Raw genomic sequence first — 14,260 nt, 5'->3', positions numbered from 1 at the left:
CCAATTCAGCTGTGAGCCTTATCAGCTCAAATCCTCAGTCCACACCTTGGTCGAGTTACCCTCTTCATCCAAAGCAACAAAGGTAAACATCCCGCGAATCGCATGCTCACGCTCATCCCGATACATATCTTCCAGATAGATATTCACCTCAACTTTGAGCGAAGTATTTCCAACCTCAGCCACTCGAGCCACCAGCTCAGCCAGGCAACCTTGTGGAATAGCCCTCTTAAAGTCGATGCGATCACTGCTCACTGTGACCAGAGGCTTACGGCAAAAGCGGGTCGCCGCAATAAAAGCGGTTTCATCCATCCAGGCCAACGCCTCACCACCAAATAGGGTGTTATGATGATTGCTGATCGAAGGAAAAATTGCCTTGGTCACCCGGGTTTCGGATTGTTCAATTCGCTTGGTTACAATTTCTAAAGACTGGCGATTAGACATCTGCGACTCTCTGTTCTGAAATGAATTCAGTCGATTTTATACTCAAGGCCACAAGCAAAGCGATTGATAGTAACAATTATTCGCATTCAGCGCACCGCTGCTGATACTGCCGCCCCCACTCATCCATCGCAAGGTAAGCGGGCCTTAAAAACTCAGCCAGTTCTGAAAGCTGATAACAGCGGGCTTCTGTATCCTTTAGCAGTAATCTATCCTGCTCCAGCTCCAGCTCTTTAAGAGCCAAACTGAGCATGCGATCACTGATCCCTGTAATCGACTGCTTAAGCTCGCTAAAGCGCTTAGGCTTATCCATCAGCCGGTACAAAATCACTCCCTTCCACTTGCCTCCAACCAGATCCATTGCCAGCTCAAAGGGACAGGAGCTTGCCTGCGATAAATTTCGTTTAGCCATCACACTTATACCAAATAGCTTTCATTAATTTACTAACACCCTTGTTCGTTGTTTCAGTGAGCACGAATATTTAGAATCTCGCCATCACTGATGAGGAAGAACACTATCCATGAGCACCCTACGAATTGAAAAAACCAACTTCTACTATGAGCTCCAAGGCTCTGGCGAGCCTCTGGTACTGATTGCAGGCTATGGCTGTGACCATAGCTTCTGGCAATTTGTTTCCCCTATTCTGGCCGAGCATTATCAGGTCCTGACTTTCGATAATTTAGGCGTCGGGCAAACTCAGGGTGATGGCCAGCCTCTCAGTATAGAGCTGATGGCCGATCAAACCATGGCCCTCATTGAGGCTCTTAAGCTCAAAAATCCAAACATCATCGGCCAATCCATGGGAGGCGCCATCGCCCAAACCATTGCCCACAACCACGGCCATAAGATTGGCAAACTGGTTCTTGCCAATACCAGCGCCAAGTTCAATCAGGTTACTTTACAGGCCATCGAGTCGCTCACAAATATGGTTGAAGCTACTCTTGCTCCCGAGATTATTATTAAATCGCTTCAAGCTTGGGTGTTTGGCAGCCGGGTTCTGAGCGATCCAGCCTTTAAACAAGAACACCTGGACAAAATACTCTCCGACCCTTACCCACAAAGCCTTATCGATCAAAAACGTCAGCTCGCAGCCCTCAAAGGCTTTGACTCAACAAGCTATCTGAAAGAGATAACCAATCAAACTCTGGTGATTGGCGCCGAGGAAGATAGGTTAACTCTACCTCTTGAGTCTGAGTATCTGGCTTCACACATTCCGGAAGCGACGTTTGAAATGCTCACCGACGGTCATGCCAGCCCGATAGAGCAACCCGAAGCGATAGCAAAGCTCATCCTTAAGCACCTAATAGTACATAGCTGAATTATCTTGACCACTTAACTGTACTATGAACTCCCTGAGCCATGGATGGCGAACCACGTAGCTCGATGGAGGGACTCATCGCGCGAAGTAAGATTTTACCTACTTTTGACGATCCAAAAGTAGGGCGTCGTCGGGCGCCCCCGACAGGGTTTGCTGCTGTGAGGCAAACCAAGATCATCAGCATAAGCGGTAAGGATAATAACGCTTAGCTGCACTAGCCCAATAACACAGCCCAGGCTTGCTTTAAGTGGAGCTCTTAACCCAAGGCTGAGAGCTTCCTCTGGGTACAGATCTACCAATAAGCTATTTGAGACGAATAAGCGCTGATCATTATTTTTTCTTTTTCTGCTCAGGGCGTTACTCTCAATACTCCCAGAGAGCTGCACAAAACACCTTCGGATCCGCACAAAAATAAACCAGCCAACTAAACTAAAAGTCACCTGCCGAAAAACGGGTTGACCCTAAGACTCACCCGTGACCTCAGCAGGAGGTGACATTGATGTCACGTCACAACAAGGAGCTGTACATGAAAACATTCAAGTACGGTGCTATCAGCCTGGTCTTAGCGGCTTTGGTGGGATTGAGCAGCCAAAGTTGGGCCAAACAGCCTCAGATTGTAGGTAAGAGCCCCAGCAAGCAAGTAGCACCGGTCAACGAGATCAATGCACTCGATCTTAACCAGGCCAACCTAAAACAACTCAGCCAACTCCCCGGTATTGGGAAAACACGCGCCATGGCGATCATCGAATATCGTGAGCAACATGGCCCCTTCACCAGTAAAGAGCAGCTGATGAAGATCCCGGGGATTGGTAAAAAGACCTACGCCAAGATCGAGCCCGAGGTGAGAATCAAGTAATCTCCCGCAAGCCCTGCTCATTGAGCAGGGCTTTTTTCTGTTGGCTTGTTCCTGTAGCAAATGCTAACCTGTACAATATTATGTACAATTTTAGAGGGGAGGGAATTATGCGGGTAGTCTCATATACAGATGCCAGAGGCAATCTCAAGCAGGTCTTAGACAATGTGGTCGAAGATGCTGATTACACAGTGATAACACGCCGTAATGCTGATGATGCCGTAGTTATGTCTCTTGAATCATTTAACAGCCTGATGGAAACTGTCCATCTACTCAAGTCTCCAGCCAATGCTTCTCATTTAGAACGCTCACTGGCTCAGTACAAGTCAGGTCAGGCCAAAGTAAAAGATCTTCTCGACGATGAATAGACAACTGGCATGGACTGATGAAGCCTGGAACTCATACATCTACTGGCAGGGTCAAGATAGAAAGACTCTCAAGCGGATCAACAAACTCATAGATGCAGCCAAACGCAGTCCATTTGAGGGAATCGGAAAACCTGAGCCGCTTAAAGAAAACCTGAGTGGCTGCTGGTCGCGGCGTATTACAGATGAGCATCGCCTGGTTTACATCGTTGATGATCTTTATCTCACCATCCTCTCCTGCCGTTACCACTATTAAGTTAGTAACCACTTTTTCTTGGCGATCCACTGCACAACGTTTAAACTTGCGGTGTTAACAGCTTTGGAACAAATCAAGCCGATGAAACAGTTTTACGATTTTATCCCCTTGATCGTATTTTTTGCGGTCTATAAGTTTGCCGACATCTACTACGCAACCGGAGCCCTGGTGATCTGCACCGCAGTTCAGGTGGCGATCAGCTGGATCCGCTATCGCAAGGTCGAAAAGATGCTTCTGGTAACCTTTGTTTTGGTTGCCTTCTTTGGCGGACTCACCATCTTCTTCCACGATGATGTGTTCATCAAATGGAAGGTGACCGCAGTCAATGTGCTGTTTGCCATTGCCCTGCTGGTTAGCCAATACGGCTTCAACAAGCCGCTCATCAAGCAGCTTCTAAGCAAAGAGATCACCCTGCCCGAGCCGGTATGGAACAAGATCAATTTGGCCTGGGCGCTATTCTTCCTGTTTTGTGGTGCCATCAACCTCTACGTGGCCTTCTGGCTGCCACTGAGCGTTTGGGTCAACTTCAAGGTGTTTGGCTTGCTCGGCCTGACACTGCTGTTCACCCTGGGTACCGGTGTTTACCTCTACAAACATATCCCGGCAGACCAGCGTAAATAGCTTTAAGGCCCCATCCCTATAAGGATGGGGCCCTCTTCTAGTTTGCCTTGCGGCCACCTTCAATAGATAATGTCCCACAATCAGAGCCACCGCGCCTCGCACTCACAAAAATGCCAAAATCCATCACTCAATATGAATTTGTCCAAAAAATTGCGGCTCTTCCCTTCGTCAGAGGCATCTTCCTCTTTGGCTCCAGAGCCCGGGAAAATCATGCCGAGCGCGCCGATATTGATATAGCCGTTGATTGTCCCCTGGCATCCGAGAATCAGTGGCAGCAAATCCTGGAGATTATCGAAGAAGCCGATACTTTGCTTCCTATCGATTGCGTACGCTATGATACCCTGTCTCCGGAAAGCCCGTTACGCACAAATATCAATAACGATATGCAGGTGATCTACGCCGATGAAACTGACTCTTAATCAAGCGAATGCCTCAGACAGCTTCACCTCTCTCGGACTCACACTTGAGCGGCTCAAAGAAGCACTCCAGCGCTCCCCAGAAAAAGACTCATTAGTCCTGGATGCGACAATTCAGCGCTTTGAATTTTGCATTGAGCTTACCTGGAAAGTCCTGAAAAAAATCCTTGAAGCTGAAGGTGAACAGGTTGCAACACCCCGTCAGGCCCTAAGCGCCGCTTATCAAGCCGGCTGGTTCGATGATGAAGCCCTGTGGCTTGGCATGCTCAAAGATAGAAATCTTACTTCCCATACCTACCGCGAAGAGCTGGCACTGGAGATCTATCAAAAAATAGCCAGTTACCACCAGGCGATGGCGGCTCTATACAGTTTTTTACAGCAGCAATATCAATAACTGATCGTGAATAAAGGAAAGACGATGACCCAAGATGAAATGAAAAAAGCCGTAGGCTGGGCCGCACTGGAGTATGTGCCACGCAACAGTGTGATTGGCGTCGGGACCGGCTCAACCGTCAATCATTTTATCGATGCCCTGGCATCCATCAAAGATGAGATCAAGGCTGCCGTATCCAGCTCAGAAGCCTCCAGTGAGCGCCTCAAGGCGATCGGCATTCCAGTAATCAGCCTAAACGAAGTTGAATCCCTAAGTGTTTACGTGGATGGCGCCGATGAGGTAAACAGCCAGATGGAGATGATTAAAGGCGGCGGTGCAGCCCTGACTCGCGAAAAGATTGTTGCGGCCGTCGCCGATAAATTTGTCTGCATCGCCGATGCCAGCAAACAGGTAGAAGTCATGGGTCAATTCCCCCTGCCGGTTGAGGTGATCCCTATGGCTCGTGAATATGTGGCTCGTGAACTGAAAAAGCTAGGTGGTACCCCAATCCATCGCGATGGCACCATCACCGACAACGGCAATCACATCCTGGATGTCCACGAACTTAAGATAACCGATGCCAAAGGACTGGAATCACGGATCAACAGCATAGTAGGCGTGGTCACCAATGGCCTGTTTGCCCACCGTGCGGCAAATACCCTGCTGCTCGCCACCAAAGATGGCGTCAAAAAAATCGAAGCATAAACAAAAAAACCGGAGCAACACTGCTCCGGCTTTTTAATAAGACAAGAAGGATTTTCAAATGCACTACGTTATTTTCGCAGAAGACACCCCAAACTCCCTTGAAAAGCGCCTCAGTGTACGATCAGCGCATCTTGCTCGCCTCGAACAACTCCAGGCAGAAGACCGCCTGATCACCGCTGGCCCCATGCCCTTTAGCAATGATCCTGAGTCAGCTCAACAAGGCTTCACTGGTAGCACTGTCATCGCCAAGTTCGATTCATTAGAAGCAGCCAAAAGCTGGGCCGCCGCCGATCCTTATGTCGAAGCCGGAGTTTATGCCAATGTGACGGTTAAACCCTACAAAAGAGTGTTTTAAGTTATCAAGGTTTAATTATTGATTTCATCTTTGTTAATCCATACCTACTTAGCAAAAATCTAAACACACTCATTACATGCCAATAGAAGTGCTTTGAAAAAATTTTTCTATTGGCATGTTTTGCCAAATGAACAGCTTGGATATCAGGGAAATATGTAACCCGCTTACCTAAACCAGATGAGCGATAACATATATCGATATCTTCACAGTACATAAAATATCCTTGATCAAAACCTCTTAGCTTCTTGTAGTGAGACGCTCTAATAGCCATAAATGAACCCGCACACCAATCAACTTCGGATTGCTCTTTAACACTATTCTTATCTATTTCAGTAGGATTACCCCACCCCAGAAATGAGTTCACAAAATCGATAAGCTTAGGGAAATGACGAATTGATTTGTCATACTCTTGGTAGTTACAATCCTTATAAAGATTTATTGTAGCTATATCTATGCTTGACTCTGTCATCCTTTCGACTAACAAATGCAAATTCAAATCATCAACTACCACATCTGGATTCAAAAGAATAAAATAATCATCATCACTTAGTTCTTTATTATCAACACAATAATCAAAAACATAATTGTTATTATGCCCAAACCCCAGTCCATAATTCTGATCTAGGAGGGTGATTTTTGCTCCTCTGCAATAGCTCTGTAATCTTATATCATCAGGGACATTTGACTTAACAATAATATTAAATCTATTAGAAAGTTTAGAGATGCAATCTAACTTGCAAATCAAGTCGCCGTGATTATGCGATATTATTGACATAAAAACTTGAGGCATTAGTAAAACCTATATCAAAATATTAAGTAAGCTCAGCTTTATCAAGCGCTGGAGCAAGCCTATCTTTCTCAGCCAGCAGAGGCTCAAAATCAAAGGGCCAACTAATATTAAGAGTCGGATCATCCCAAGCGATGCATCGCTCACTAACTGGCGCATAATAGTCTGTTGTTTTATATAAAAACTCGGCTGATTCACTTAAAGTCACAAAACCATGAGCAAAGCCTGCTGGAATCCACATCTGCTTCTTATTTTCAGCGGAAAGATGCTCTCCAATCCACTTGCCAAACGTTACAGAGCCCTGACGAATGTCGACAGCAACATCAAACACCTCACCAGCAACGCAGCGTACCAACTTTCCCTGGGCGTGCGGAGCTAATTGATAGTGTAAGCCCCGCAGCACGCCTCTGGAAGATTTAGAGTGATTATCCTGAACAAATTCAAGCGACTGTCCAACCACATCCTCAAACTGCTTCTGGTTAAAGCTCTCAAAAAAGAATCCCCGGTCATCACCAAATATAGGAGGCTCAATAACAAGCACCTCTGGGATAGCTGTCTTTATAATATTCATCTGTTTGTTAGCTCTTAATCATATCCAGTAGATATTGGCCATAGGCGTTCTTAGCCAGAGGTTTTGCCAATTGACGAACCTGCTGAGCATCAATAAACCCTTTACGGTAAGCAACCTCCTCCGGGCAAGCCACCTTGAGACCCTGACGATGCTCTATGGTCTGAATAAAGTTAGTTGCCTCAATCAGGCTTTCATGGGTTCCAGTATCGAGCCAGGCATAGCCCCGCCCCATCATGGCAGCGGATAGCTCTCCCTGCTTTAGATAAGTACTATTCACATCGGTGATTTCAAGCTCCCCACGTGTCGAGGGTTTAAGGCTTTTAGCGATATCAACAACCTGGCTGTCATAGAAATAGAGCCCGGTGACGGCATAGTTGCTCTTCGGCTGCGCAGGTTTCTCCTCAAGTGACAGCGCATTCCCTTCATCATCAAACTCAACAATACCATAGCGCTCAGGATCTTTGACATGGTAGGCAAAGACAGTGGCACCACTACTATTAGAAGCCTCTTCAAGCTGCTGCTGCAGGTTATGGCCATAGAAAATGTTATCTCCCAATACCAGGGCACAAGAATCATCCCCGATAAACTCTTCACCTATGATAAATGCCTGTGCCAGCCCATCCGGTGATGGTTGTACCGCATATTGCAGGTTAATTCCCCATTGGCTGCCATCTCCAAGCAACTTTTCAAAACGTGGCGTATCCTGGGGAGTACTGATGATCAGAATATCCTGAATTCCGGCCAGCATGAGCGTCGTCAGCGGGTAGTAGATCATCGGCTTATCATAGATAGGTAATAGCTGCTTACTAACAGCCATGGTCACCGGATAAAGCCTTGTCCCAGAGCCACCGGCAAGAATAATCCCTTTGCGTGTTGTCATCATTACTCTCCTAAAATCTCATCTAGCATGCGCTTCACTCCCTGTTGCCAAGCTGGAAGCACTAGGCCAAAGCTCTTCTGAAACTTATCTGTGTTCAGACGAGAGTTGTGCGGGCGTGTTGCTGGGATCGGAAAGGCACTGGTTGCAACAGGATGAAGCTTTTGCATAGCGAGCTCAACATCAGCTTTTCTGGCACAATCGAACACCAGTAAAGCATACTCATACCAGCTGGTAGTACCTGATGCCGTCAAATGATAGAGGTCAGCTAGTTTAGGGTTTTCCCGAGCCACAACAATGGCATGTGCAGTACAATCAGCCAGAAGTTCAGCTCCCGTCGGGGCACCGAATTGATCATTAATCACTGACAGCTCTGTTTTTTCCCGTCCTAAACGCAGCATTGTCTTCGCAAAATTATTGCCCCTGGCAGCATAAACCCAGCTGGTACGAAAAATCAGGTATTTGGAGCAGTGGTTTTGAATCGCCAGCTCACCTGCAAGCTTAGTTTTACCATACACATTCAGAGGCTCCGGTGTATCTGTTTCTTCCCATGGCTTATCACCCCTACCATCAAACACATAATCGGTTGAGTAGTGAACCAGCCATGCCCCGATCGCCTCGGCCTCTTTTGCTAGCACTTCAACAGCAGCTGCATTTAATAGCACTGCATACTCAGGCTCAGATTCTGCTTTATCAACGGCTGTATACGCAGCTGCATTGACAATCACATCTGGCTTCAAATCCCGAATGGTTTGTGACAGCCCTACCAGGTCACTTAGATCGCCACATACAGCAGCGGAGTCATGATCCAGAGCTGTCATCCGACCAAAAGGTGCCAGGCTGCGCTGTAGCTCCCAACCAACCTGGCCATTACACCCCAGCAGCAGAATATGCATCAGTTGCGCTCTCCATAATTTGTATCAATCCAGCTCTGGTAGGCGCCACTTTTTACATCCTCGACCCACTTCTGATTACTTAGATACCACTCTACGGTTTTACGGATCCCTGACTCAAAAGTCTCCTGGGGCACCCAGCCCAATTCTCGTTCAATCTTCAAGGCATCAATGGCATAACGGTGATCATGACCGGGTCGATCCGCAACAAAGGTGATGAGATCCCGGTATGAATCAAGATGTTGGGCTGAAGGGTTCTCTGCTAGCGGACACAATTCAGCCAGAAGATCACAAATGGTTTCAACCACCTCAAGATTGCGCTTCTCATTGTGTCCACCGATGTTATAAGTTTCACCAATTTCACCCTGGGTCACCACCTGATAGAGTGCTCTGGCATGATCTTCAACATAAAGCCAATCCCGGATCTGATCACCCTTGCCATAGATAGGCAGAGCCTTACCCTCCAACGCATTTAGGATCACCAGAGGAATTAGCTTTTCAGGGAAATGATAGGGTCCATAGTTGTTCGAGCAATTGGTGACTATGGTTGGCAGCCCATAGGTACGTTGCCAAGCCCGAACCAGGTGATCGCTGGATGCTTTAGAGGCAGAGTAGGGACTGCTCGGCGCATAGGACGTCTCTTCCGTGAAGAGATCATCGGTACCATGGAGATCGCCATACACTTCATCGGTCGAGATATGGTGGAAACGAAAGCTAGGTTTGCGCTCGCCAGATAGTTGATTCCAGTAGCTGCGAGCAGCCTCCAGCAGGGTATAGGTACCAATGATGTTTGTTTCGATAAAATCGGCAGGCCCAGAGATCGAGCGATCCACATGACTCTCCGCCGCTAGATGCATCACAGCATCAGGCTGATACTCTGCGAAAAGCGTATCAAGTCCATTGCGATCGCAGATATCAAGATGAGCGAACTGATAGCGCTCTGATTGTGAAATCTCAGTCAATGATTTAAGATTGCCCGCATAGGTAAGCTTATCTGCATTAAGAACAAGATCTTCAGTATTCAATATAATATGACGAATAACAGCTGAACCAATAAATCCAGCACCACCGCTTATTAAGAATTTCATAATGGGCTCAATATAAATTAACTAGATAAGATCTCTGAAACTTCGTTGCAATATCGTTCGAAGCAATACTTATTACTTGATATAAAAGGCTCATAATAACTCACATTATTATTCATTAATTTTCTGATTGTATCTACTGTCACCTTTAGGTTTCTATTCGAAATAAAGTGAACATGCTTATTAGTCTTCGAAAACCACTCTGGAAATCCCTTTGAAAAAGTAATAACTTCAACTTTCATGGCCAATGCTTCTAAAAGAGGAAGAGACAAGCCCTCATAAAAACTAGGCAAAAGTAGTAGTGACGACTTAGAAATGATAGACTGGATAACTGAGGCATCTATAGAGCAAACGCAATTGTAGCCTTTTGAAGTTAGATTATTATAAATCTTATTTTCTGGTGTAATAAAAGTAAAATCAATATTTGAATCACTGTTATCAGCAACTTCCAATGCATCAATAAGGCCTTTATTATGCCCGCTACGAGCGAAAACTATTACCTTCCGAGCTTTTATTTCATGAGATTCATTTGAATAAAACACATCCTTTGGCCCTAGATAGACAGATGGTCTAATCACATCGCAACCTTTGTTTTTTATTGTAGAATACAGATACTCGTTTGTTGATAAAAAAAGGAATCTTTTTATACTAAGATCATATATACGCCTTAATATACACCCTATAGCCCCTTGAATTAAGTTTAGCTCCTCACCTTGGCATAGGAAATAAATCCTATTCTTTGGAATAAAGAAAACAAAAGGATTGCATAAAAATAGTGAATGTGTAATAACATATTTTTTCTTGCTACTAAACGTAAATATCGGCCAAATCAGCAACCAGATAATCTGTATTATTCTTATCATGAATCGAGTAACCCTGCCCCCCTTAGAGAATATAAGTGGTTGAGATATCTTAGTTTTAACACCTTTATCCGTAAGATTACTGACTATTTGATGTAGCACTATCCCTCCACCACTAAAGTGACTTCCCAAGCTAAAAAATATAATCATACATTTCACCTATTTTAAAACCTAATAAGGTTAGTATAACGATTTAACATAGACAAGACCATGATCCAATATATTACATTAGAAGGAAATCCATTTTCTATAAAGTTTCCAGTTGAGTTTGCTATCATGAATATCAAGACAATCTTAACTAAAAGTACATTATTATTTTTTATTCCTATAAAAAGAGGATAAATAAAGTAGTAAAATAAAACAGGAACAAAAATAAACACCCCCCCTGATATAAAGGACGATATATAGAATGAATCAATAATTCTTATATCGTTTTTATCTACTGTAGAAAAACCCGCTCCAAAATAACTGTATCCTTTACCGAATAAAATATCATTAACAGTGAAAACATCAAAACCTTTTTTCCACAAATCAAATCGAGCAATTAATGATGGAGCATGGCTAACGATGATATCGAACTCAAAGAAATACAAATATATAAAACAAAGGAAAAGTAATATGAAATAAGAAAAAATCCATTTAAACTTGGAAGTGAAACAAATTGGCAGAAAAAGAATCGCAGTCTGAGATCCAGACAAAAAAATCGAAATCGTTAATAAAAAAGATAATAATAGTCCACAATTAAAATTTACAGCCAACCAACTTCTAAAGTTACAAAGTAATAATACGCAAACTAGTCCCCACACATTTGGGTTTACACCAAAGCCCACCATTCTTGACCGACCACCAAAATCAGTTGAAACATATGAACTAGGTGATAAAGAAAACCAAATAACAGCAACCGCAGTTATACATAATAGAAAAATGATTTTTTTTTCAAAAAAATCTAATTTTATTATATATCTCAAAATTGGTAATAGTAAAATATATGCTGCATTTTTCAATGCAAATATAATAGAAGCATGATTAATAGCCACACCAATAAGAATACAACTTATCAAATAAAATTGAAATAATAGTGTCCTAAATGTGGTTTTTGGAGTTAAAATAAAATAAGATATAACTACTGTAATCAAAAACAATGCTTGCACTACAGAAGAAACAAGAACATTAACTTTTGAAAACAATAACAAAAACAAGAAAGTCTCAATCAGCATCGTAGTATTTTCTTCTTGAAAAGAGGTATCTCGCCGAAATTAGCAGTGTCACCATAAACCTGTTCAAAGAAAAAATAGATACGGCTTTCATTTTAATGAACGTTCGCTCTAGAAATGAAATATTGTAATTATCCACGTTAATTTCAATATTTGCTCTATATTTTAGCCAAATATAATCTTTTAAAAGGTAAAGTCTATTAGCACCGATTTTTCTTTGACCACAACCAGCACAGTATGAGGCCATCCAAATCACTTCAGGAAGAAATGAGTCAGGAGTATCAATTGGTAACACTTCTAAATCATATTTATCAAAATGCTTTTGTTCTGATATACGCCCTATGTGTAACTTCTTATTACTGAGATTGCTAGTCGATGTCTTAGATGTTCCAGGGACAAACACTTGCTTGTTAAAAAATAACACTCTTTGAGACTCCCTTAACCTCCCAATCATAAAAGAATCAGGAGATAGAAATATAGGTCTCTTAAAATTAGAGTTTTTTTTAGAAAACATTTCTTGGTTGAAAATACCAAAATATCCTTTAGGTGTAACCCATAGGTCAGGAGTAAATATCCAAAAATTACTAAACCTTGATGTTAGTCTTGAGACAGAATCAATCAATTTGATTAAAGCCCTGCCTACCACATTTGGAGCTATCAAAGTTGTATCATTAAAAACTCCAGTCCACTTTGTTTCCGTCCCCGACAAAAACAATATATTATATATAGGGGAAAAAATTGAATCATAATCATTTCCCTCTAATATTTCTATAATTTTTGACAAAGCTCTAAAGTCTACTAAATCATCATCCCCAATAAACCCTATATATTTCCCTTTTGCATGATCTATTGGAGAAGAAAAATTCTGACCTACAGATAATTGTGTTGACTCATATATGTAAAACAGCCTTTCTTTCTGCTTAATATTGACAGTTAACTTTTCATCAGAATTATCATGGATTATAATCTCACAGCCATCAGGAATATTCATGTCAAATTTATTAATTAAATCAAGCAATAGTTCTTGTCTATTTCTTGATGGTACTATTATAGATATCGTAGATTTCAATTATACACACCTTTTATATATAATCAGTCAATAGATTGACTGTTTAAAATAAACTTATAAAAAACACAGGCCGAATGGGTAATTTTCCATTCAGGAAAATGATAGATTTCAGAGCTCGTGTTATTCTAACCTGCTCTACCGTATTGCATCACATGCTCTTAAGAAATACAATCTCGTAATAGCCGCACCACAATACACTCAAATCGAAATAGTTGTTCCAGAATCTACTTTCAGGAATTCAGACAATATGAGTCATTAGTGAATCCCCCATCCTTTACCAAGGCTTACAAGCATTGATATGGTTACCCTCTTCATTTATTGTGCAATATGGTAGAAATCAACTGATTAAATTCTAATAAAAATTTCTACAATATTTTGTATCTATTCGTTGATATCCTATGAGCTGACCTCATAAGATAACAGTCCATAATGCTACACAACGTATTTGAACTACCGCTTCAAATGAACCGGTATTTTTCGCATATCATGTCGCGATGCCTCACTTTATAGAGATCTTTATCATGCTCCCCTTGCACCTTCCGGTTACACTTCGATGGAGTTACCACTTTCATTCCCAGAAACTCGGCTTGAGAAATCAAGGCGTTGTATCGTAGTCTCTTTAAGCCAGTAAGTGCTCAGCCTAGAACCATCAATCAAAGCCAAAGCCTGAGAACAGTCTGCCGTTGTACCTGAAGTAACAAAGCTCTTAACAAGCATGCCATGAGAGTCTACAGCTAAGTAGATTTTACTGTTTAGCACCCTTTTGTAATCCCCATATCCTGATTAGCTCCCTGAGCACTCTGCCATTCGGGTGAACTTTGATATGGTTGGTGCCAATCATCCGCCACCCAAAATCTGACTCATGGATTAAACGCTCCCCTGGAGACGAGCACAAACTCCCTTTTCACGCCAGCGACTGAAGAGTCGATGGGTATTTCTCAAGTCGCCATAATCAGGAGGTTGTCTCCCAAGGTGAGCCTGTCCTTAAAAACTGCATTAATAAAGAGTCAATTATCTCGAGCAGCCTTCCCCCAGTCATCCTTTCTTACAAATATATGAGTTTCGATTAGACTCCATACTCCGTCTGATATGTCATAGGGTCTGTGTGCTGGGATCTTTATTGTGTAGTTCCAGATTAATGATGAAAGTACATAAAGTATTCAAACTGAGTCCACACACGACAACTGCCCCTAGACTAAAATC

19 protein-coding genes and 1 pseudogene are annotated in these 14,260 nt (G+C 42.9%); 9 read left to right on the top strand and 11 right to left on the bottom strand.

Going from position 1 to position 14,260, the window contains the following annotated elements; all coding sequences use genetic code 11:
- Window positions 1–21: 21 nt before the first annotated feature.
- Both DB847_RS05885 and DB847_RS05880 read right to left on the bottom strand, forming a co-directional pair.
- On the bottom strand, window positions 22–441 hold the full coding sequence (locus tag DB847_RS05885) for an acyl-CoA thioesterase (protein ID WP_108649858.1): 420 nt from the start codon (window positions 439–441) through the stop codon (window positions 22–24).
- A 76-nt stretch (window positions 442–517) separates the two neighbouring features.
- Entirely contained in the window at window positions 518–850 is a 333-nt protein-coding gene (locus tag DB847_RS05880) for a winged helix-turn-helix transcriptional regulator (RefSeq protein WP_108649857.1), read from the bottom strand.
- 109 nt (window positions 851–959) lie between these two features.
- Here DB847_RS05880 and DB847_RS05875 point away from each other — a divergent pair, with 109 nt between their 5' ends.
- From DB847_RS05875 to DB847_RS05830, 9 genes are all read left to right on the top strand, one after another.
- Window positions 960–1,757 carry an alpha/beta fold hydrolase gene (locus tag DB847_RS05875; protein WP_108649856.1) on the top strand — a complete coding sequence of 266 codons (798 nt, stop codon included), beginning with the start codon at window positions 960–962 and terminating at the stop codon, window positions 1,755–1,757.
- A gap of 526 nt (window positions 1,758–2,283) precedes the next feature.
- Window positions 2,284–2,613 carry a ComEA family DNA-binding protein gene (locus DB847_RS05865; RefSeq protein ID WP_159084420.1) on the top strand — a complete coding sequence of 110 codons (330 nt, stop codon included), beginning with the start codon at window positions 2,284–2,286 and terminating at the stop codon, window positions 2,611–2,613.
- A 107-nt stretch (window positions 2,614–2,720) separates the two neighbouring features.
- A complete protein-coding gene (locus DB847_RS05860) occupies window positions 2,721–2,978 on the top strand; it encodes a type II toxin-antitoxin system Phd/YefM family antitoxin (RefSeq protein WP_108649853.1) in 258 nt (85 codons plus the stop codon).
- Window positions 2,971–3,231: a Txe/YoeB family addiction module toxin gene (locus tag DB847_RS05855; protein WP_108649852.1), complete on the top strand. Its 261-nt coding sequence runs from the start codon at window positions 2,971–2,973 to the stop codon at window positions 3,229–3,231. The genes DB847_RS05860 and DB847_RS05855 overlap by 8 nt, the downstream gene beginning before the upstream one ends.
- An 81-nt stretch (window positions 3,232–3,312) precedes the next feature.
- Window positions 3,313–3,852 (top strand): septation protein A, encoded by a 540-nt coding sequence (locus DB847_RS05850; RefSeq protein WP_108649851.1) that lies wholly within the window; start codon window positions 3,313–3,315, stop codon window positions 3,850–3,852.
- Between the two features lie 110 nt (window positions 3,853–3,962).
- Window positions 3,963–4,271 carry a nucleotidyltransferase family protein gene (locus DB847_RS05845; protein ID WP_108649850.1) on the top strand — a complete coding sequence of 103 codons (309 nt, stop codon included), beginning with the start codon at window positions 3,963–3,965 and terminating at the stop codon, window positions 4,269–4,271.
- On the top strand, window positions 4,255–4,662 hold the full coding sequence (locus DB847_RS05840) for an HI0074 family nucleotidyltransferase substrate-binding subunit (RefSeq protein ID WP_108649849.1): 408 nt from the start codon (window positions 4,255–4,257) through the stop codon (window positions 4,660–4,662). Before DB847_RS05845 ends, DB847_RS05840 begins: the two co-directional genes overlap by 17 nt.
- A 24-nt stretch (window positions 4,663–4,686) precedes the next feature.
- Window positions 4,687–5,346, top strand: coding sequence for a ribose-5-phosphate isomerase RpiA (gene rpiA / locus DB847_RS05835; RefSeq protein WP_108649848.1), 660 nt, complete (start codon window positions 4,687–4,689; stop codon window positions 5,344–5,346).
- 58 nt (window positions 5,347–5,404) lie between these two features.
- Entirely contained in the window at window positions 5,405–5,701 is a 297-nt protein-coding gene (locus DB847_RS05830) for a YciI family protein (protein ID WP_108649847.1), read from the top strand.
- A gap of 4 nt (window positions 5,702–5,705) precedes the next feature.
- Here DB847_RS05830 and DB847_RS05825 read toward each other — a convergent pair whose 3' ends face one another.
- From DB847_RS05825 to DB847_RS24780, 9 genes and pseudogenes are all read right to left on the bottom strand, one after another.
- Window positions 5,706–6,491, bottom strand: coding sequence for a glycosyltransferase family protein (locus tag DB847_RS05825; protein ID WP_108649846.1), 786 nt, complete (start codon window positions 6,489–6,491; stop codon window positions 5,706–5,708).
- Between the two features lie 22 nt (window positions 6,492–6,513).
- Window positions 6,514–7,059 carry a dTDP-4-dehydrorhamnose 3,5-epimerase gene (rfbC, locus tag DB847_RS05820; protein WP_108649845.1) on the bottom strand — a complete coding sequence of 182 codons (546 nt, stop codon included), beginning with the start codon at window positions 7,057–7,059 and terminating at the stop codon, window positions 6,514–6,516.
- A 7-nt stretch (window positions 7,060–7,066) separates the two neighbouring features.
- A complete protein-coding gene (rfbA, locus tag DB847_RS05815) occupies window positions 7,067–7,939 on the bottom strand; it encodes a glucose-1-phosphate thymidylyltransferase RfbA (RefSeq protein ID WP_108649844.1) in 873 nt (290 codons plus the stop codon).
- Between the two features lie 2 nt (window positions 7,940–7,941).
- Complete coding sequence (gene rfbD / locus DB847_RS05810; protein WP_108649843.1) at window positions 7,942–8,832, bottom strand: dTDP-4-dehydrorhamnose reductase; 891 nt, start codon at window positions 8,830–8,832, stop codon at window positions 7,942–7,944.
- Window positions 8,832–9,917: a dTDP-glucose 4,6-dehydratase gene (gene rfbB, locus DB847_RS05805; protein ID WP_108649842.1), complete on the bottom strand. Its 1,086-nt coding sequence runs from the start codon at window positions 9,915–9,917 to the stop codon at window positions 8,832–8,834. Before rfbB ends, rfbD begins: the two co-directional genes overlap by 1 nt.
- A gap of 17 nt (window positions 9,918–9,934) precedes the next feature.
- Window positions 9,935–10,924 carry a glycosyltransferase gene (locus DB847_RS05800; RefSeq protein WP_108649841.1) on the bottom strand — a complete coding sequence of 330 codons (990 nt, stop codon included), beginning with the start codon at window positions 10,922–10,924 and terminating at the stop codon, window positions 9,935–9,937.
- Between the two features lie 14 nt (window positions 10,925–10,938).
- Window positions 10,939–11,991, bottom strand: a complete 1,053-nt coding sequence (locus tag DB847_RS05795) for a hypothetical protein (RefSeq protein ID WP_108649840.1) — start codon at window positions 11,989–11,991, stop codon at window positions 10,939–10,941.
- Window positions 11,981–13,057 carry a glycosyltransferase family 2 protein gene (locus tag DB847_RS05790; RefSeq protein WP_108649839.1) on the bottom strand — a complete coding sequence of 359 codons (1,077 nt, stop codon included), beginning with the start codon at window positions 13,055–13,057 and terminating at the stop codon, window positions 11,981–11,983. The genes DB847_RS05795 and DB847_RS05790 overlap by 11 nt, the downstream gene beginning before the upstream one ends.
- Window positions 13,058–13,466: 409 nt before the next feature.
- Window positions 13,467–14,178, bottom strand: a pseudogene (locus DB847_RS24780) (IS5 family transposase).
- Window positions 14,179–14,260: the final 82 nt, after the last annotated feature.

This window comes from Dongshaea marina, assembly GCF_003072645.1.
In the GTDB taxonomy this organism is placed as follows: domain Bacteria; phylum Pseudomonadota; class Gammaproteobacteria; order Enterobacterales; family Aeromonadaceae; genus Dongshaea; species Dongshaea marina.
Note: the sequence above shows the minus strand (reverse complement) of the source record. Positions and strands in the feature narration are given on the sequence as shown.

Bases quoted from the DNA above. Each gene is read 5' to 3' on its own strand.
- DB847_RS05855 (WP_108649852.1), top strand. From the start codon at position 2,971: ATGAATAGACAACTGGCATGGACTGATGAAGCCTGGAACTCATACATC.
- DB847_RS05850 (WP_108649851.1), top strand. From the start codon at position 3,313: ATGAAACAGTTTTACGATTTTATCCCCTTGATCGTATTTTTTGCGGTC.
- rfbB (WP_108649842.1), bottom strand. From the start codon at position 9,917: ATGAAATTCTTAATAAGCGGTGGTGCTGGATTTATTGGTTCAGCTGTT.
- rfbA (WP_108649844.1), bottom strand. From the start codon at position 7,939: ATGACAACACGCAAAGGGATTATTCTTGCCGGTGGCTCTGGGACAAGG.
- rfbD (WP_108649843.1), bottom strand. From the start codon at position 8,832: ATGCATATTCTGCTGCTGGGGTGTAATGGCCAGGTTGGTTGGGAGCTA.
- DB847_RS05885 (WP_108649858.1), bottom strand. From the start codon at position 441: ATGTCTAATCGCCAGTCTTTAGAAATTGTAACCAAGCGAATTGAACAA.
- DB847_RS05880 (WP_108649857.1), bottom strand. From the start codon at position 850: ATGGCTAAACGAAATTTATCGCAGGCAAGCTCCTGTCCCTTTGAGCTG.
- DB847_RS05860 (WP_108649853.1), top strand. From the start codon at position 2,721: ATGCGGGTAGTCTCATATACAGATGCCAGAGGCAATCTCAAGCAGGTC.
- DB847_RS05830 (WP_108649847.1), top strand. From the start codon at position 5,405: ATGCACTACGTTATTTTCGCAGAAGACACCCCAAACTCCCTTGAAAAG.
- DB847_RS05795 (WP_108649840.1), bottom strand. From the start codon at position 11,991: ATGCTGATTGAGACTTTCTTGTTTTTGTTATTGTTTTCAAAAGTTAAT.
- DB847_RS05840 (WP_108649849.1), top strand. From the start codon at position 4,255: ATGAAACTGACTCTTAATCAAGCGAATGCCTCAGACAGCTTCACCTCT.
- DB847_RS05875 (WP_108649856.1), top strand. From the start codon at position 960: ATGAGCACCCTACGAATTGAAAAAACCAACTTCTACTATGAGCTCCAA.
- rfbC (WP_108649845.1), bottom strand. From the start codon at position 7,059: ATGAATATTATAAAGACAGCTATCCCAGAGGTGCTTGTTATTGAGCCT.
- DB847_RS05865 (WP_159084420.1), top strand. From the start codon at position 2,284: ATGAAAACATTCAAGTACGGTGCTATCAGCCTGGTCTTAGCGGCTTTG.
- DB847_RS05845 (WP_108649850.1), top strand. From the start codon at position 3,963: ATGCCAAAATCCATCACTCAATATGAATTTGTCCAAAAAATTGCGGCT.
- DB847_RS05800 (WP_108649841.1), bottom strand. From the start codon at position 10,924: ATGATTATATTTTTTAGCTTGGGAAGTCACTTTAGTGGTGGAGGGATA.
- DB847_RS05825 (WP_108649846.1), bottom strand. From the start codon at position 6,491: ATGCCTCAAGTTTTTATGTCAATAATATCGCATAATCACGGCGACTTG.
- rpiA (WP_108649848.1), top strand. From the start codon at position 4,687: ATGACCCAAGATGAAATGAAAAAAGCCGTAGGCTGGGCCGCACTGGAG.